The sequence below is a fragment of the Halorhodospira halophila SL1 genome (assembly GCF_000015585.1).
Classification (GTDB): Bacteria; Pseudomonadota; Gammaproteobacteria; order Nitrococcales; family Halorhodospiraceae; genus Halorhodospira; species Halorhodospira halophila.
The window spans coordinates 2,323,885-2,340,351 of sequence record NC_008789.1; the positions used below are offsets into that span (position 1 = coordinate 2,323,885).

Here is a 16,467-nt window from a genome sequence, read left to right on the forward strand (position 1 = left end):
TCGTAGAATGGCGGTATGACTCCCATGCGCACCCTGATCGAACGACACCTCGGGGCCCCGGACGCGGGGGACGAACGCCTCCAGGCCCTCGGCCGCGCGGTCCTGCAGCTGGAGGCCGACGCCGTCGCCGCCCTCGGCGAGCGCATCGATCAGCCCTTCAGCGAGGCGTGCCGCCATATGCTCGCCTGCCGCGGCCGGGTGATCGTCACCGGCATGGGCAAGTCCGGACACATCGGCTCGAAGATGGCGGCCACCCTGGCCAGCACCGGCACGCCGGCGTTCTTCGTCCACCCCGGTGAAGCCAGCCACGGCGATCTGGGCATGGTCACCGCCGACGACGTCGTGGTAGCCCTGTCCAACTCCGGCGAGACCGATGAGCTCACCGCCATCGTGCCGCTGATCAAGCGCCTGGGCGTGCCCCTGATCGCCCTCACCGGCCGCCCGGGCTCGACCCTGGCCCAGGCGGCCTCGGTCCACCTGGATGTGAGCGTCGAGCAGGAGGCCTGCCCCCTGGGGCTGGCCCCCACCGCCAGCACCACCGCCAGCCTGGCCATGGGCGACGCCCTGGCCGTGGCACTGCTCGATGCCCGCGGCTTCACCGCGGAAGACTTCGCCCGCTCCCACCCCGGGGGCAAACTGGGGCGCCGACTGCTGCTGCACATCGACGACATCATGCAGACCGGCGAACGCGTCCCACGGGTCCAACCAGGCACCCCACTGCGCGACGCCCTGCTGGAGATCAGCCGCAAGGGGCTGGGCATGACCGCCATCGTCGACGAGCAGCACCGCGTACTAGGCATCTTTACCGACGGCGACCTGCGACGGACCCTGGACCGCGGCGCCGACATCCACCAGACCCCCATCGAGGCCGTGATGACCCCGAGCCCACAAACCGCCTCGCCGGACCTGTTGGCCGCCGAGGCAGCCGAGCGCATGGAGCGCCACCGCATCAACGGCCTACTGGTCACCGATGCCGAGGGCCGACTCGTCGGCGCCCTGAACATGCACGACCTGCTGCGCGCCGGAGTCGTATGAGCACCACCGTCCCCCGCCCCTACTGCGAGCCGCCTGCCCCGGAGGTCCTGCGCCGCGCCGAATCGGTGCGCCTGGCCCTGTTCGACGTCGACGGCGTCCTCACCGACGGGACCGTCTTCGTGGGCGGCAGCGGTGACCCGCTGCAGGCGTTCCACATCCACGACGGCAAGGGGCTGCGGATGCTCCAGGACGCCGACATCGAGGTGGGCTGGATCACTGCCCGGGGCGGCCACGCGGTCATGCGCCGGGCCGAGGAGCTGGGTGTCCGCCATGTGCTGCGCGGCCGCTCAGACAAGGGTCAGGCCCTCGTCGAGGTGGCCGAGCGCCTCGGCCTCGCCCTGGAGGCGTGCGCCTACACCGGCGACGACCTCATCGACCTGCCGGCCGTCCGCCACGCCGGATTCGGCGTCGCGGTAGCGGACGGCCACCCCCACCTGCACGCCCACGCCGACTGGGTCACCGTGCGCCCCGGGGGGCGGGGCGCCGTCCGCGAGGTGGCCGAACTGATCCTCCACGCCCAGGGGCAGCTCGAACCGATGTTGCGCCGGGCAGAAGGCTGAACCATGCGCCGCGGAGCCCTCTTCCCCCTGGCAACCCTCGGGTTCATCGTACTCCTCAGCCTGCTGCTGACCCGGGATCCGACGCCGCCCGAACCAGACACCACCGAGCCGCCTGAGGAGCGCCCGGACTTCTTCCTGGAAGGGTTCACGATGGTCGACTTCGACGAGCAGGGCCAGCGCCGGGCCGCCCTCCACGGGCACACCGGCGAACACTTCCCCGGTCGCGGCGAACTGGAGATCGTCGAGCCGGATCTGCGCATGCGTTCGCGGGACGGCGCCACCTGGGAGGCCCGCGCCCCCTTCGGCATCGCCGAGCGCGAGGGCGCGGAGGTCCGCCTGTTCGACGAAGTGGATATTCACCGTCCGGCCCAGGGCACACGCCCAGCGCTGGATATCGCCACCCGCAACCTGCTGGTAGATCTGCGCGCCGGCGAGGCCCGCACCACCGAGGCGGTCACCGCCCGCGAGCCGGCCGGCACCCTGCGCGGCACTGGCATGACGCTGGATTACCGAACCGACCGACTGCGCCTGCACGCCGATGTCCGGGGGGAGTATGGGCTGCATTGAGACCACGGGCCGCACCCGGGTGCGGCTTCTTGGCGCCGCGCTGCTCGCCATCGCCGCCCTACCGGCGGCGGCGATGGAGCAGCGCGAGGACGCGCCGGTGGAACTCGAGGCCGACAGTGTGGACGTCGACGCCGTTGCCGGGGTCAGCGTCTACGAGGGCGATGCCGTGCTCACCCGGGGCGAGATGCGCATCACCGGCGACCGCATGGAGGTCTATACCGACGAGGACGGCGACCTCAGCCACGTCTACGTTGACGGAACGCCCGCCACCTACCGCGACCACCCGGAGAACCAGCCCCGCCCGGTCCACGCCGAGGCGAAGCGGATGGAGTACTACACCCGCGGGCCCGAACGCGCCCATTTCCAGGGCGATGCGCGCCTCTGGCAGGGAGACGACCAGGTCACCGCCGAGACCATCGATGTCGACCTGGAGGGACAGATCATGAAGGCCCGTGGCGCTGAAGGGCAGCGGGCGCGGACCATCCTGTACCCGACCCGGCGCGAGGAGGACTGACCGGTGGTCACGCTGCGTGCGGAAGGGCTGACCAAACGCTACCGCGGTCGCACTGTGGTCAACGGCGCCGGGCTCGAAGTGGCCAACGGCGAGATCGTCGGCCTGCTCGGGCCCAACGGCGCCGGCAAGACCACCTGCTTCTACATGGTCGTCGGACTGGTCCAGGCCGACGAGGGGCGGATCACCCTGGAGGGCGACGACCTCACCCGGCTGCCCATCCACGCCCGGGCCCGCCTCGGCATCGGATACCTCCCGCAGGAACCCTCGGTCTTTCGTAAACTGAGCGTGGCGGATAACGTACGGGCCATCCTGCAGCTACGCGGCGACCTCGGCGGCGCCGAGCGGGAACAGGAGCTGGATCGCCTGCTCGAGGAGTTCGGGGTGACCCACGTCCGCGACTCCCCGGGCATCGCCCTGTCCGGCGGCGAACGCCGGCGCGTGGAGATCGCCCGCGCCCTGGCGGCAGCCCCCCGGTTCATACTGCTCGACGAGCCGTTTGCCGGGGTCGACCCGATCTCGGTGGGCGAGATCCAGCGCATCGTCCGCCAGCTGGCGCAGCGCGGTATTGGCGTACTGATCACCGATCACAACGTGCGCGAGACACTGGGGATCGTGCAGCGCGCGTACATCCTCAGCGACGGCGAGGTTCTGGCCGCTGGCGACGCCGAAAGCGTGCTCGCCAACCCGCGGGTCCGCGAGGTCTATCTGGGTGAGGACTTCCGCCTGTGAGCGACGGTATACGGATGCTGCAAGCACGACGGACACGGCCATGAAGCAGTCGCTGCAGCTACGCATCGGCCAGCAGCTGACCATGACGCCCCAGCTGCAGCAGGCCATCCGGTTGCTGCAACTCTCCAGCCTGGAGCTGCGCACCGAGATCCAGCAGGCCCTGGAGTCGAACTTCATGCTCGAGCTCGACGAGGAAGGCGAGCTCGAGCAGCAGGAGCAGGAGCAACACGAGCAGCAGGAACAAGAGGCCCGTGAGGACGAGGCCCCGGCCAGCGACCCTGCCGGCGACGACATCCCCGAGGACCTACCGCTGGATACCTCCTGGGACGACATCTACGACGGCAGCACGGCGCTGAGCGCGCCGGGCGACGAGGCGGCCCAACGCGACACCCTGGACAACCGGCCGGCCGCCTCCGACAGCCTGCAGCAGCACCTGCATGCACAGATCGAGCTGGAGGCGTTCTCCGCGCGCGAGCGCTCCATCGCCGAGGTCATCGTCGACGCCGTCGGCGACGACGGCTACCTGACCCAGAGCACCGACGACCTACTGGCCGGGTGCCCGGAGGATGAGCAGGTTGACGCCGAGGAGCTCGAAGCGGTGCTGCAGCGCGTCCAGCGACTCGACCCGACCGGCGTCGCCGCCCGCGATCCCCAGGAAGCGCTGTGCGTCCAGCTCGAGCAGCTGCCCGAAGACACCCCGTGGCGGGAAGAGGCCCGCCACGCCCTGCTCGAGCACCTGGGGCTGATCGCCGAGCGGCGATACGACGACCTGGGCCGGGCTCTGGGGGTCAGCGACGAGGCCCTCGGCAGCATCCTCGGCCTGATCCAGAGCCTCGACCCCCGACCCGGCTCGCAGATTAGCGACACCACGCCCGACTACGTCATCCCCGACGTTCTGGTGGTGCGCCGCGACGGCGCCTGGCAGGTCGAACTCAACAGCGAAACCGCCCCCCGCTTGCGCGTCAACGCGTATTACGCCAGCCTGATCCGCAGGGCAGACCGGAGCGCGGACAACCACTGTCTGCGCAACCACCTCCAAGAGGCGCGCTGGCTGATCAAGAGCCTGCGCAGCAGGAATGAGACCTTGCTCAAAGTGGCCAGCGCCATCGTGGAACGGCAACAGGGTTTCCTCGACCACGGCGAGGAGGCGATGCAACCACTGGTCCTGCGCGAGATCGCCGAGGCGGTGGAGATGCACGAGTCCACCATCTCTCGCATCACCACCAGCAAGTACATGCACACGCCCCGGGGCACCTTCGAGTTCAAGTACTTCTTCTCAAGCCACGTGCAGACCAGCGACGGCGGAGAGGCTTCGGCAACGGCGATCCGGGCACGGATCCGCCGACTGATTGCCGAAGAGGATCGGGCAAAACCGCTGAGTGACAGCGCGATTGCGCGTATCCTTCATGAGGAGGGGATCCAGGTGGCGCGTCGGACGGTCGCCAAATACCGGGAGTCCCTGTCCATCGCATCGTCGGCGGAGCGCAAGGAGGCCCGGAGGCGCTGAGGCGCCCGGCTCTGCCGGCCGCAGGGGTTCAGGAGGCGGTATGCAGATCAAGCTCAGTGGACATCATGTCGAGATCACCCCGGCTCTCCGGGCGCATGTCAACGAGAAGATGCAACGCATTCAACGCCACTTCGACCACGTCATCGATACCGAGGTGATCCTCTCGGTGGAGAAGAGACAGCAGAAGGCCGAGTCGGTCATCCACATCGGGGGTGGCGGCGGGCGCGTCTTTGCCGATGCCATTGAGGAAGACCTCTATGCAGCCATTGACGTGCTCGTGGACAAGCTTGACCGTCAGGTCCTGAAACACAAAGAGAAGGCCGTCGATCAGCGACGGCAGGGCGCGTCCCTCAAGGCCAGCCTGTAAAGGTGGCGGGACGCGGTTCAGCGGGCCAGCCGATCGGACACTCCATGGACATCGAGCAACTCATCACGCCGGAACGTGTTCGCTGCGAGAGCGGCATCGAGGACAAGGAGCAGGTACTCCTGCGCATAGGCGAACTGATCGGGGCCAGCGGCGACGGCCTCGACGCCCGAGAAATCAGCAACCGACTGCTGGCCCGTGAGCGGCTGGGCAGCACGGGCCTGGGGCACGGCGTAGCCGTACCCCACGCCCGCATCGACGGGATTGACCGCGCCATCGGCGCCCTGATCCAGCTGGATCGGGGCATCGAGTTCAACGCCTTCGACAAGGCACCCGTGGACCTGCTGTTCGCCCTGGTCGTACCCGAACACTTCACCGACGAGCACCTGCAGATCCTGGCCAGCCTCGCCGAGATGTTCAGCGACAGCAGCCTGTGCGAACGGCTGCGCCGCTCCTCGGACGGTGAGGAACTGCAGGTGGCCCTGCGGGAATGGCAGTCACAAGCCGACCCGTCGTGAAAACGGCCGCGCACGGGCCGGTCATCCCCGGTCTGCTGGTCACCGTCCACGGTCGCGGGGTTCTGCTCGAGGGGCCCAGCGGCGCGGGCAAGAGTGATACGGCCCTGGCCCTGCTCGACCGCGGCCACGCGCTGGTGGCCGATGACGCCGTGCAGCTGCGCCGCGAGGGGGACCGTCTGCTCGGCACCGGCCCCCAACAGGGGCGGGGGCTGTTGCACCTGCGTGACCTGGGCCTGGTGGATGTCACGGAACTCTACGGCCCTGAGGCATTCCGCAACGAGGCCGCCGTGGCACTGTGCATCCAGCTGCAGCCGACCCCCGGCACCACCGAAGCCGAAGCCGCCCTGCATGGTCGGCGCGACCACCGTCGGCTGCTGGAGCTAAGCCTCCCCCGGATCACCCTGACCGACAGCCACCGCCGTCCACTGGCCCCGCTGGTCGAGGCCGCGTCCAGCAGCCGGGCCGCAGTGTCCGTTGCGCACCACGGCGCTCGCAGCGACCGCGGGGTGCCAGCATGAGTGGGCTGCGCCTGATCGTGGTCAGCGGCCTCTCGGGGTCGGGCAAGAGTGTCGCCCTGCACACCCTCGAAGACGCCGGCTATTACTGCATCGACAACCTGCCGGTGAGCCTGATCGGCGAGCTGGCCCGCTACGCCCAGAACCGCGACGCACCCACCGGAGAGCGCTTCGCCGTGGGGCTGGACGCACGCAACCCGCCCCACGACCTGCAATGCCTGCCGGAGACCCTCACTGCACTGCGCGAGCAGGGCATCGCCACGGAGGTGCTGTTCCTCTACGCCGAGGACTCCATCCTCATGCGCCGTTACAGCGAGACGCGCCGTCGCCACCCGCTGGCCGAAGGCGACCAGCCCCTGGCCGACGCCCTGCGCGCCGAGCGCACGCTGCTCGAGCCACTACGCGAGGTCGCCGACTGGAGCATCGACACCTCGCGGACCACCGTCCACGACCTGCGCGGTCTGATCTCCGAGCGGGTAGCCGGCGAGCGCAGTGGCCTGTCGGTGCTGGTCCAGTCCTTCGGCTTCAAGCACGGCATCCCCACCGATGCCGACTACGTCTTCGATGCCCGCTGCCTGCCCAATCCGCACTGGGAACCGCAGCTGCGCGCCTATACCGGCTGCGACGACTGCGTCCGCGCCTTCCTCGAGTCCCAGCCCGAGACCGAGATCCTCTTCGGCCAGATCGACACGCTCATCCGCTACTGGCTGCCGGTCCACCAGCAGGCAGGGCGCAGCTACCTGACCGTGGCCGTCGGCTGCACCGGTGGGCAGCACCGCTCGGTCTACCTGGCCGAGCGCCTGGCCGAGTCGCTGCAGGAAGGGTGCAGCCACGTGAGCCTGCGCCACCGGGAGCTGTCATGAGGGTTGGGCTGCTGATCGTCGCGCACCGGCACATCGGCTCGGAGATCCTGGCCACGGCCTCGCGCACGCTGGGCATCTGCCCGCTGCAGACGGAATCGCTGGAGGTCCTCAACGAGGACGAGCGCAACGAGCTGCTCGAGCGCGCCGGGGCGCTGATCACCCAGCTCGACCAGGGGGCCGGGGTGCTCATCCTCTCCGACGCCTACGGCTCCACCCCCTCCAACGTGGCGGTGGCGGCCAGCACCCACCGCCGCTGCCGGGTGGTGACCGGCCTCAACCTGCCGATGCTCCTGCGGGTGTTCAACTACCCCGGGCGATCCCTTGAGGAACTGGCCGAATCCGCGGCCGCCGGCGGCCGAGCCGGTATCATCGCGGTCGGCGAAGGAGCACCGCCGTCATGATCGAGCAACAAGCCACCATTCAAAACCCGCTCGGGCTTCACGCCCGGGCCGCCGCCCGCTTCGTGACCATTGCCAGCGAGTACGAGAGCGAGATCCACGTCCGCTACGGCGAAAAGCGCGTCAACGGCAAGAGCATCATGGGCCTGATGATGCTCGCCGCCGCCCACCAGGCCACCCTCACCATCGAGGCCGAGGGGACGGACGCCGAGCCAGCCCTCGAGGCCCTGGTCCGGCTGGTCACCGAGGGATTCGGCGAGACCGAGCACGGCTGATCGCCGCCGGGCGCTTACTGCCCGGCGACGGTCATCTCCTCGACCAGGATGGAGCCACAACGGATGTTCCCACGGCGGTCCACGTCGCTGCCCACCACCTGGATCCCGGCGAACAGATCGCGCAGATGGCCGGCGATGGTGATCTCCTGCACGGGACGGTCGATGACCCCGTTCTCCACCCAGAAGCCGGCGGCACCGCGGGAGTAGTCACCGGTCACCAGGTTGACCCCCTGGCCCATGAGTTCGGTGACCACCAGCCCCCGGCCCATGCGCCGGATCAGCCCTTCGAAGTCCTCCCCGGCGCCCCCCGAAACCTCCAGGTTGTGGACCCCGCCGGCATTGGCCGTGGTCTCCAGCCCCAGGCGCCGCGCCGAGTAGCTGTCGAGCACGTAGCGCTGCAGCACCCCGTCCTGGACCAGCGCCGAATCGGCAGTGGCGACCCCCTCGGCATCGAAGGCGGTACTCCCCAGGGCCTGGCGGATATGCGGCCGCTCGACCATCTGCAGCCACGCCGGGAAGAGCTGCTCGCCGGCGCTGTCCACCAGGAACGACGCCTGCCGGTACAGCGCGCTGCCGCGCACCGCCGAGACCAAGTGGCCGACCAGCCCGCGGGCCACCGGGGCACGGAACAGCACCGGCACCCGCTCGGTGCTCAGACTCTCGGCACCGAGCCGCGCGACCGCGTGCTCGGCCGCCTGCCGCCCCACGCTCCGGGCGTCCTCCAGGGCCGCCGGATCGCGGGCCACGGTGTACCAATAGTCTCGCTGCATGGCTTCGCCGCGGCCGGCCACCGCCACGCAGTGGATGCTGTGCCGCGACTCCGGGAGCACCGAGAAGAAGCCGTGGCTGTTGCCGTAGGCGTGCAGGCCTCGGTGGATGCTCACCCCGGCCCCCTCGGTATTCTCGATGCGCGGGTCGGCCTCGACCGCCGCAGACTCGCAGTCACGGGCCAGCTCGACCGCGTCATCCGCCGCCAGCGGCCAGGGGTGGTCGAGGTCCAGGTCCGGCGGATGGACGGCCATGCGCTCGGCCGGCGCCAGCCCATTGGCCGGATCCTCGGAGGTATAGCGGGCGATGTCGCAGGCCGCCTGAACGGCGTCGCGCACCGCCTGCTCGGAGAGTTCGCCGGCCGAGGCACTGCCCTTGCGGCCGCCGAAGTAGACCGTAACCCCCATGTCCCGTCCGCGGTGGTGCTCCAGGGTATCGATCTCGCCCTTGCGCACATTCACCGACAGACCGACATCCCCGGAGCAGGCCGCCTCCGCTGCGTCGGCGCCGTGCTGGCGGGCCTCGTCGAGGGCCTGCTGCACCAGGTCCTCCAGCGTTCCCGGGGCAGGTAGCTCGTTGCGTGGATCCGGCATGGGTTCGCCTTTTCCGTTGTGAGTTGGGTTTCCAGGCAGCGGCGCGGTGCGGCTAGGCCTGCGTGCCACCGACGGTCATGCCGTCGACCTTGAGCGTCGGCTGACCGACCCCCACGGGGACGCTCTGCCCCTCCTTGCCGCAGACCCCGATGCCGCCGTCGAGCGCCAGGTCGTTGCCCACCATGCTCACCCGCGTCAGCACGTCCGGGCCGTTGCCGATCAGTGTCGCGCCCTTGACCGGGTGCTGGATGCGCCCGTTCTCGATCCAGTAGGCCTCGCTGGCCGAGAAGACGAACTTGCCCGAGGTGATATCCACCTGGCCGCCGCCGAAGTTCACCGCGTACAGCCCCTGATCCACGGAGGCGATGATCTCCTCGGGGTCGTGGGGGCCGGCGAGCATGTAGGTGTTGGTCATCCGCGGCATGGGCAGGTGCGCGTAGGACTCCCGCCGGGCGTTGCCGGTCCGGGCCATGCCCATCAGACCGGCGTTCTGCCGATCCTGCATGTAGCCGGTCAGCACCCCGTCCTCGATGAGGGTATTGCACTGGCTCGGATGGCCCTCATCGTCGATGTTCAGCGAGCCGCGCCGCTGGGCGATGGTGCCGTCATCGACCACGGTACACAGGGGCGACGCCACACGCTCACCGATGCGCCCGCTGAACGCCGAGGTGCCCTTGCGGTTGAAGTCGCCCTCCAGGCCGTGACCGACGGCCTCGTGCAGGAGCACACCGGGCCATCCGGGGCCGAGGACCACGGGCAGATGCCCCGCCGGTGCCTCCTCGGCCTCGAGGTTGACCAGCGCCTGCCGGGCCGCCTCACGGGCGTAGGCCTCGACACGCTCCGGCTCGACGAACTGCTGGTAGTCGTAGCGCCCGCCGCCGCCGGAGCTGCCGCTCTCGCGGCGCTCGCCGGAAGCGGCCAGCACCGAGACATTGAGCCGAACCAGAGGGCGGATATCGCCGGCCCAGCCACCCTCCGAGTTGGCCACCAGGATGGTGTCGTGAGCGCCGGCCAGGCTCGCCACCACATGCACGATGCGCGGGTCGACGGCGCGCGCCGCCGCCTCGGCGCGGTGCAGCAGGGCGACCTTGTCGTCGGCGCTCAGACTCGCCAGCGGATCATCGCCCCGGTAGAGGCCACGCCCGCCCCCCGCACGGAAGGCGGCCAGGCTGCGGCTCTGCCCGCTGCGCGCCACCGCGCCGGCCGCCGAGGAGGCATCGAGCAACGCCTCCAGGCCGATCTCGTCGCAGTAGGCGAAACCGGTCTTCTCGCCGCTGACGGCACGCACCCCGACGCCGCGATCGATACTGTAGCTGCCCTCGCGGACGATGCCGTCCTCCAGCACCCACGCCTCACGTCGAGCGGCCTGGAAGTACAGATCGGCGAAGTCCACCCCCGGGCGCAGCAGCCGGCTGAACACCTGACCGAGCCGGGCCTCATCGAGGGCGGCCGGCGCCAGCAGCTGCGCCTCGGCGTGGTGGAGCGGGTCCCGGGTCGCAGTAGCGGCTTCGGCGTGATTCTTCATGCGGTCACCTACAGCTTGCGGTGAAGGAGTGCCGGGAAACGCTCCCGGATCTCGTGCAGGCGGCTCAGGCTCACCTCCACGGTGATCACCCCGGCGCCGCGTTCCAGGCTCTTCATGACGCGCCCCCAGGGGTCGACCACCATGCTCTCACCGTGGGTCTCGCGGCCGTTGACGTGGTAGCCACCCTGATTCGGCGCCACCATGTAAAAGAGGTTCTCGATGGCCCGGGCGCGGACCAGGATGCTCCAGTGAGCCTCGCCGGTGACAGCGGTGAAGGCCGAGGGTACGGCCACGATCTCCGCACCCTGGTCGGCCAGCTCACGGAACAGTTCCGGGAAGCGCAGATCGTAGCAGACCGCCACCCCCAGCCGTCCGACGGGCGTATCCACGACCAGCGGGGTCGCCCCGGGCTGCTGCGTGTTCGACTCGCGATAGGCTTCACCTGGAGCCACCTCCACATCGAATAGATGAATCTTATCGTAACAGGCCAGGCGGCCCCCGTCCGGACCATAGACCGGGGCCGTCGGCCGGACGCGCTCGGGGCCCTCGCCCTGCAGCGGGATGGTGCCGCCGACCAACACGATCCGGTGGCGCCGCGCCTGTTCGGCGAGGAACGCCTGGATGGGGCCATCGCCGTCGGGTTCGGCGTACTTGAGCTTGTCGGTGTCCTGATAGCCCATGATGGCGAAGTTCTCGGGCAGGACCACCAACTCGGCCCCGGCTGCGGCAGCCTCGCCGATGAGCCGTTCGGCCTCTTGGAGGTTGGCCTCCACATGCGGCCCCGAGGCCATCTGCACCGCCGCCACCCGGTGGCGCCGGGTCTGGCCATTCTCGGAGAGCCCTTTGGCTCGATTAGCGCTGTGTTGCATCCTCGACTCCAAGCCTCATGACGCGGGGCTCGTGCCACGGCCCCGCCACGCGATAGCGCACCGCCGCTGCCCGATCCACACCCTGACCGAGCAATTGGTCGGCCAGAAAGCCGCCGGCGGCACCCACGCCGCCACCGAGCAGCGCCCCAAGCAGCGGCAGCGTTGCCCCCAGACGCGGCTCGACAACGACGTGGTTGTCGTAGACACGCTGCGTCAGATCCATGTTCCCCGATATGGTAACGCGCGCGGCCGGACCCGCGATGCGCAGGTCGTCGACGTGGGCGTAACCGCCGGCGGCGGTGATCCGTCCGCTGATCCGATCAAAGGCGAACCCCTCCCCGGAGAGGTCGGCGAAGTCGAGCAGGATCCGCCGCGGCAGCATGCGCAGCCCCAGCAGACCCACCAGGCGGCCAGCGCCCGGGTCCACATCGGTGATGCGTCCGTCGTTCATGCGCACCCGCACGGCGCCAACCAGGTCAGCCAGCTCCACCCCCCAGGGGGCCTGCGGCCAGCCGAGTTCGGCGGAGATGTCGACATCGGCCACCGTGACCGCGCGCGGCGCCTGCAGCAGCCCGAACAGATCCCCCGCATCGCCGCTGCGCAGCCGCCCGCGCAGCGCCGTACCGGTGGAGCGCCACTCCCCGCTGGTAACCAAGTGGAGCGTCGGCCCGCGGATACTGGCCTCGTCCAGGTATAGCACCTCCCCACGGGGGCGCAGACGCACCCGCCCGACACCGGCGACACGACCGGCGAGACGCACACTGGCGATGTCGACGTCCACCTCGGGCCAGGCCGCCGCCGCGGGCGTCCCCATGCGCGGCCGGGGATCGGCCAGCGCCGGCCCGGCGTCCGGTGCCCGCCGCGGCACCGGCAGATCCAGGTGATCGAGATCGGCCCGGACCCTCTGCAGCGCCTCGTCCCAGGTCACCTGCCCGCTGACCAGGTCCCCCCGCAGCGCCAGCTGACCCGGTTGATCGGCGGGCCAGTCCGCCGCCAGAGTCTGATCGCCGTAGCCCCGCCCCCCCAGGGTCAGATCGCCGATACGCAGATGACCGCGCAGCGGCAGGGGCGGCAACCAGTGCGACGCCGAGGCCTCCATCCGGGACAGACCTTCACCCAGGCGCGCGATCAACCAGCGGCGCCAGACGTCGGCATCGAGCTGCTCCAGTCGGCCCTCGATGACGCTCCCCCGGCTCGGCAGCCGCAGCGCGCCGGCCCCGAGGCGCATCGCCAGGGCCTGCGGCAGGCCGTCTTCGTCGGCCGCGGCCCCGGCGCGCAGCAACTCGTCACCGTAGTGCAACCAGTACGACTCCAGGCCGCGGGCCGAGAATCCCACATCCACCTGCACATCGCGACGCTCGTCGGGCTGGACACCGAACGGCGCCGGCAGATCCAGCCCCACCCCCTGGAGGCCCGAGCGCACCCGCAGGCTGACCTCCGGCGGCTGCAGATGCGGCTGAAAGGCCGGCAGGCGAGCCCGGACCGCCCAGGGGGCCGCCCCGCTGAGCCAGGCCGGATCGTCCGCGACCCCCTCCAGCAGGCTACCCGGGGAGCCGTGTCCGGCGGCATCCAAGAGGATGCGCGACTGCCCCCCCACCGAGGCGGTGGTGACCCCGATGGTCACCGGCTCCCCGCCCCAGCGACCGTGTAGCCCCTCCGCGCTGTGCACCCCCCGGGCATCGAAGCCCAGGGCACCGACCAGGGCCTCGGTACGCACCCAGGAGTCGATCCCAGCCTCGACGCCGTCAAGCTGGACGCGCCCATCGAGCAGCAGGGTCTCGGGGTGGGCCATCTCCAGCGGCAGGGCGAAGTCCAGGTCGAGGCTCATCGGGCCACTGGCGTACAGCGGCACCGGATCCCCGATCCAGTCGCGCCCCAGCGGCGAGCCGGCGAGGAAGCCCAGACCGCCGGCGGCATCCCCCTCGCCGCGGCCGCGGACGGTCAGGATGGGTTCGCGCAGATCGTCGATGCCCACTGCCACGTCGCGCAGGTCCACGCCGTTGGTCACACCGCGTCCGGTGATGGTCATGCTGGCGTTGTGGAAGCGCAGGCCCGCGTCGATCCCGGTCAGCCGAGGCCAGCTACGGTCGTAGCGCAGCTGGGCGTCGCTCACCCTGGCGCGGACGTCGAAGACCCCCTCGCCGCCGTCGAAGGGGAAGCGGTCGGGGCGGCCGAAGAACAGCACCTCGATCCCGTGGGCGGTGCCGTCGAGCAGGCCATCCTCGAGCCACTCCACCACCGCCGGCGGCGTGATCCCAGTGGGGACGTAGGCCGGTACCCGTTCAACAGGGGCCTCATCGGCGCTGGCGCGAATGAACAGCCGCGGCGTGTCGCCATCGCCCCCGGTGATCGACCCGCGGCCGCGGGCCCGGGTATCCGTGTTCTCGGCGACGACCCGCGGCAGGCGGAGCGACCAGCGCCCGCCGGGCTGCCAGCTGCCGACGAGCTGGGCCTCGGCCTGCTCCACGGCGATGGCCTCGGCAAACAGCCAGGGCAGATCGACCGCGGTCTCCGCGGCATCGAGCTCGGCCACCCACGCGCGGCCCGCGAAACGGGCCGTCGCCGACAGGTTGTCGAACCCCGGTGCCGGGCGTCGCGGCTCCATGCCCAGGGCGTTGGCCCGCAGGGCGCCGTGGGCGGCATCCGCCCGACCGTCCGCCCACTCCAGCCAGAGCTGGCCGTCGAGCGTCCCGGCCGCCCAGGTCTCGGCCAAGGCCGCCGCCCACGGCGCCACCGCAACCTCGTCGAGGGCCGCGTAAACGGTGGCCGAGCCGGGATCCCCCCGGGGCAGTCGCGCAGCGAGCTGCACCCCCCGGCCCAGCCCGGCACTCCCCTCAACACTGCGCAGCCCCAACTGCAGGGCCTCGGCACTGCGCCGGCCGGCGATATCGAAGCGGGCGCTCTCCAGCGCCGCACCGCGGCGGGGGATCAACTCCAGCGCAGCGTCAGCCACCGCCAAGCGGCGGGGCATCTGATCCAGATCCAGCCGGGGCTCGCCACCCTCCCCGCCGGGCGTCAACCCCGGCAGCGACCAGCCGTGCCGATCCGCCACCAGGGTAGCGCGCACGCCCGCCGCCGAGGCGGCGGCCCAGCGTGGCGCCCCGGCACGCAGGCTCTCCAGCGGAGCCGGCGTCAGGGTGGCCCGCTCCAGGGTGATGGACGCCTCGTCACCAACCCGCACACCGTGCAGCTCGATCCCCGGCCATACCCCCCGCCAGGCGAGTTCGGCGCGCTCCACCGTCACCGGAGCCTCAAGGGCCTGGCTGGCCAGCCGTTCAACCGGGGATGTCAGTGGGGGCGCCAGCCAGACGAGCAGACGCAGGGCGACCGCGCCGGCCAGCGCGACCAGGAGCACCGGACGCAGGCCACGCAGCACGCGCAGGCCGAAGCGGCGCATCGAAGGAGCCATGACGGCGGATTATACGGGAATCACGTCGTACTGGTCGGCCACGTAGAGGGACTCGACCTGCAGCTCGATGGGCCGCTCGATGAACTCTTCAAGCTGCGCCAGGCTGGTCGACTCCTCGTCAAGGAGCACCTCCACCACCGACGGGGCGGCGAGCACGATCACCCGTTGGGACTCGAACTGGCGCACCTCGCGCAGAATCTCGCGGAAGATCTCGTAGACCACGGTCTCGGCGCTCTTCACCGTGCCGCGGCCGCGGCAGGTGGGACACGGCTCGCAGGTGACCTGCTCGAGGCTCTCACGGGTGCGCTTGCGGGTCATCTCCACCAGCCCCAGCGAGGAGACCGCACCGATCTGGGTCTTGGCGTGATCGCGCTCGAGGGCTTTCTCCAGGGCCCGCAAAACCTGGCGCCGGTGCTCGGCATCGGTCATATCGATGAAGTCGACGATGATGATCCCGCCGAGATTGCGCAGACGCAGCTGCCGGGCGATGGCCTGGGCGGCCTCGAGGTTGGTCTTGAAGATGGTCTCGTCGACGTTACGGTTACCGACGAAACCGCCGGTGTTCACGTCGATGGTGGTCATCGCCTCGGTCTGGTCGATGATCAGATGCCCGCCGGACTTTAGATCCACCCGGCGCGACAGGGCCCGCTCGATCTCCTCCTCGACGCCGTAGAGATCGAAGATCGGCCGCTCACCGGCGTAGAGCTCCACCCGCTCGGCGATGTGGGGCAGCAGATCCTTGCAGAAGTCGCCCAGGCGCAGGTACCCCTCACGGGAGTCCACGCGCACCCGCTCCAGATCGCGGGTCGCCAGATCGCGCAGGGCGCGCAGCAGCAACGGCAGATCCTCGTGGACCAGGGTGCCGGGCTGCGCCTCGCCGGCGCGCCGGCGGATGCTCTCCCAAAGCCGCACCAGGAAGTCGTGGTCGGCCCGCAGGGCCTCCCCGGAGGCCCCCTCGGCCGCGGTGCGAAAGATCAGCCCCGCCTCGCCCCGCTCGGCGTCGAACCCCTGGGCCACCCCGCGCAACCGCTCGCGCTCGGCCTCCTCCTCGATCCGTGCCGAGACCCCCACCCCGCAGGAGTGAGGGGTGAGCACCAGGTAGCGCGAGGGCACGGTGATCTGGGTGGTGAGCCGGGCGCCCTTGTTGCCGATCGGATCCTTGATGACCTGCACCAGCAGGGCCTGCTGCTCGCGCAGCAGGCGGTCGATGGGGGGCGGGGGGCCTCCCGAGTCCCGCTGCAGGTCCGAGACGTGGAGGAAGGCGGTGCGCTCCAGCCCGGCATCGACGAACGCGGCCTGCATCCCGGGCAGGACCCGCCGCACCTGGCCCAGGTAGATGTTCCCCACCAGCCCGCGGCGCCGGGCACGCTCCAGGTGGACCTCCTGGAGGACACCGTTTTCGACCAACGCCACCCGCGTCTCGCGGGGCGTCAGGTTGATGAGGATCTCCTGGCTCAC

At 70.6% G+C, this 16,467-nt stretch carries 17 protein-coding genes; 12 read left to right on the plus strand and 5 right to left on the minus strand.

The window, feature by feature from the left end:
• Positions 1-15 precede the first annotated feature (15 nt).
• From HHAL_RS10715 to HHAL_RS10770, 12 genes are read left to right on the plus strand one after another with little or no spacing between them, the layout of a single operon-like run.
• The gene (locus HHAL_RS10715; protein ID WP_011814907.1) at positions 16-1,035 is read left to right on the plus strand and encodes a KpsF/GutQ family sugar-phosphate isomerase; all 1,020 of its coding nucleotides are present in this window, start codon (positions 16-18) and stop codon (positions 1,033-1,035) included.
• Positions 1,032-1,595 carry a KdsC family phosphatase gene (locus HHAL_RS10720; RefSeq protein ID WP_011814908.1) on the plus strand — a complete coding sequence of 188 codons (564 nt, stop codon included), beginning with the start codon at positions 1,032-1,034 and terminating at the stop codon, positions 1,593-1,595. The genes HHAL_RS10715 and HHAL_RS10720 overlap by 4 nt, the downstream gene beginning before the upstream one ends.
• 3 nt (positions 1,596-1,598) lie before the next feature.
• On the plus strand, positions 1,599-2,162 hold the full coding sequence (gene lptC / locus HHAL_RS10725) for an LPS export ABC transporter periplasmic protein LptC (RefSeq protein WP_011814909.1): 564 nt from the start codon (positions 1,599-1,601) through the stop codon (positions 2,160-2,162).
• Positions 2,149-2,676 carry a lipopolysaccharide transport periplasmic protein LptA gene (gene lptA, locus HHAL_RS12770; RefSeq protein ID WP_011814910.1) on the plus strand — a complete coding sequence of 176 codons (528 nt, stop codon included), beginning with the start codon at positions 2,149-2,151 and terminating at the stop codon, positions 2,674-2,676. Before lptC ends, lptA begins: the two co-directional genes overlap by 14 nt.
• 3 nt (positions 2,677-2,679) lie before the next feature.
• Positions 2,680-3,405 carry an LPS export ABC transporter ATP-binding protein gene (gene lptB, locus HHAL_RS10735; RefSeq protein WP_011814911.1) on the plus strand — a complete coding sequence of 242 codons (726 nt, stop codon included), beginning with the start codon at positions 2,680-2,682 and terminating at the stop codon, positions 3,403-3,405.
• Between the two features lie 40 nt (positions 3,406-3,445).
• A complete protein-coding gene (locus tag HHAL_RS10740) occupies positions 3,446-4,912 on the plus strand; it encodes an RNA polymerase factor sigma-54 (protein WP_041595178.1) in 1,467 nt (488 codons plus the stop codon).
• 40 nt (positions 4,913-4,952) lie between these two features.
• Positions 4,953-5,279, plus strand: a complete 327-nt coding sequence (gene hpf / locus HHAL_RS10745) for a ribosome hibernation-promoting factor, HPF/YfiA family (RefSeq protein ID WP_011814913.1) — start codon at positions 4,953-4,955, stop codon at positions 5,277-5,279.
• A gap of 44 nt (positions 5,280-5,323) precedes the next feature.
• Positions 5,324-5,794: a PTS sugar transporter subunit IIA gene (locus tag HHAL_RS10750; protein WP_011814914.1), complete on the plus strand. Its 471-nt coding sequence runs from the start codon at positions 5,324-5,326 to the stop codon at positions 5,792-5,794.
• Positions 5,791-6,312, plus strand: coding sequence for an HPr kinase/phosphorylase (locus tag HHAL_RS10755; RefSeq protein ID WP_011814915.1), 522 nt, complete (start codon positions 5,791-5,793; stop codon positions 6,310-6,312). Before HHAL_RS10750 ends, HHAL_RS10755 begins: the two co-directional genes overlap by 4 nt.
• On the plus strand, positions 6,309-7,172 hold the full coding sequence (rapZ, locus tag HHAL_RS10760; protein ID WP_011814916.1) for an RNase adapter RapZ: 864 nt from the start codon (positions 6,309-6,311) through the stop codon (positions 7,170-7,172). The genes HHAL_RS10755 and rapZ overlap by 4 nt, the downstream gene beginning before the upstream one ends.
• Positions 7,169-7,573 (plus strand): PTS sugar transporter subunit IIA, encoded by a 405-nt coding sequence (locus HHAL_RS10765; protein ID WP_011814917.1) that lies wholly within the window; start codon positions 7,169-7,171, stop codon positions 7,571-7,573. The genes rapZ and HHAL_RS10765 overlap by 4 nt, the downstream gene beginning before the upstream one ends.
• Positions 7,570-7,845, plus strand: coding sequence for an HPr family phosphocarrier protein (locus HHAL_RS10770; RefSeq protein WP_011814918.1), 276 nt, complete (start codon positions 7,570-7,572; stop codon positions 7,843-7,845). The genes HHAL_RS10765 and HHAL_RS10770 overlap by 4 nt, the downstream gene beginning before the upstream one ends.
• Before the next feature lie 14 nt (positions 7,846-7,859).
• On the opposite strand, the gene pmbA is transcribed toward HHAL_RS10770, so the two are convergent.
• From pmbA to rng, 5 genes are read right to left on the minus strand one after another with little or no spacing between them, the layout of a single operon-like run.
• A complete protein-coding gene (gene pmbA / locus HHAL_RS10775; RefSeq protein ID WP_011814919.1) occupies positions 7,860-9,206 on the minus strand; it encodes a metalloprotease PmbA in 1,347 nt (448 codons plus the stop codon).
• Positions 9,207-9,258: 52 nt separating this feature from the next.
• A complete protein-coding gene (gene tldD / locus HHAL_RS10780; RefSeq protein WP_011814920.1) occupies positions 9,259-10,731 on the minus strand; it encodes a metalloprotease TldD in 1,473 nt (490 codons plus the stop codon).
• Between the two features lie 8 nt (positions 10,732-10,739).
• Positions 10,740-11,600, minus strand: coding sequence for a carbon-nitrogen hydrolase family protein (locus HHAL_RS10785; RefSeq protein WP_011814921.1), 861 nt, complete (start codon positions 11,598-11,600; stop codon positions 10,740-10,742).
• Positions 11,584-15,009, minus strand: a complete 3,426-nt coding sequence (locus tag HHAL_RS10790) for a YhdP family phospholipid transporter (protein ID WP_011814922.1) — start codon at positions 15,007-15,009, stop codon at positions 11,584-11,586. Before HHAL_RS10790 ends, HHAL_RS10785 begins: the two co-directional genes overlap by 17 nt.
• 9 nt (positions 15,010-15,018) lie before the next feature.
• Positions 15,019-16,467: a ribonuclease G gene (gene rng, locus HHAL_RS10795; protein ID WP_011814923.1), complete on the minus strand. Its 1,449-nt coding sequence runs from the start codon at positions 16,465-16,467 to the stop codon at positions 15,019-15,021.

Coding starts and splice junctions, on each gene's coding strand:
- pmbA (WP_011814919.1), bottom strand. CDS start 9,206: ATGCCGGATCCACGCAACGAGCTACCTGCCCCGGGAACGCTGGAGGAC.
- HHAL_RS10740 (WP_041595178.1), top strand. CDS start 3,446: ATGAAGCAGTCGCTGCAGCTACGCATCGGCCAGCAGCTGACCATGACG.
- tldD (WP_011814920.1), bottom strand. CDS start 10,731: ATGAAGAATCACGCCGAAGCCGCTACTGCGACCCGGGACCCGCTCCAC.
- lptC (WP_011814909.1), top strand. CDS start 1,599: ATGCGCCGCGGAGCCCTCTTCCCCCTGGCAACCCTCGGGTTCATCGTA.
- HHAL_RS10750 (WP_011814914.1), top strand. CDS start 5,324: ATGGACATCGAGCAACTCATCACGCCGGAACGTGTTCGCTGCGAGAGC.
- hpf (WP_011814913.1), top strand. CDS start 4,953: ATGCAGATCAAGCTCAGTGGACATCATGTCGAGATCACCCCGGCTCTC.
- lptA (WP_011814910.1), top strand. CDS start 2,149: ATGGGCTGCATTGAGACCACGGGCCGCACCCGGGTGCGGCTTCTTGGC.
- HHAL_RS10770 (WP_011814918.1), top strand. CDS start 7,570: ATGATCGAGCAACAAGCCACCATTCAAAACCCGCTCGGGCTTCACGCC.
- HHAL_RS10765 (WP_011814917.1), top strand. CDS start 7,169: ATGAGGGTTGGGCTGCTGATCGTCGCGCACCGGCACATCGGCTCGGAG.
- HHAL_RS10715 (WP_011814907.1), top strand. CDS start 16: ATGACTCCCATGCGCACCCTGATCGAACGACACCTCGGGGCCCCGGAC.
- HHAL_RS10790 (WP_011814922.1), bottom strand. CDS start 15,009: ATGGCTCCTTCGATGCGCCGCTTCGGCCTGCGCGTGCTGCGTGGCCTG.
- HHAL_RS10785 (WP_011814921.1), bottom strand. CDS start 11,600: ATGCAACACAGCGCTAATCGAGCCAAAGGGCTCTCCGAGAATGGCCAG.
- HHAL_RS10720 (WP_011814908.1), top strand. CDS start 1,032: ATGAGCACCACCGTCCCCCGCCCCTACTGCGAGCCGCCTGCCCCGGAG.
- rapZ (WP_011814916.1), top strand. CDS start 6,309: ATGAGTGGGCTGCGCCTGATCGTGGTCAGCGGCCTCTCGGGGTCGGGC.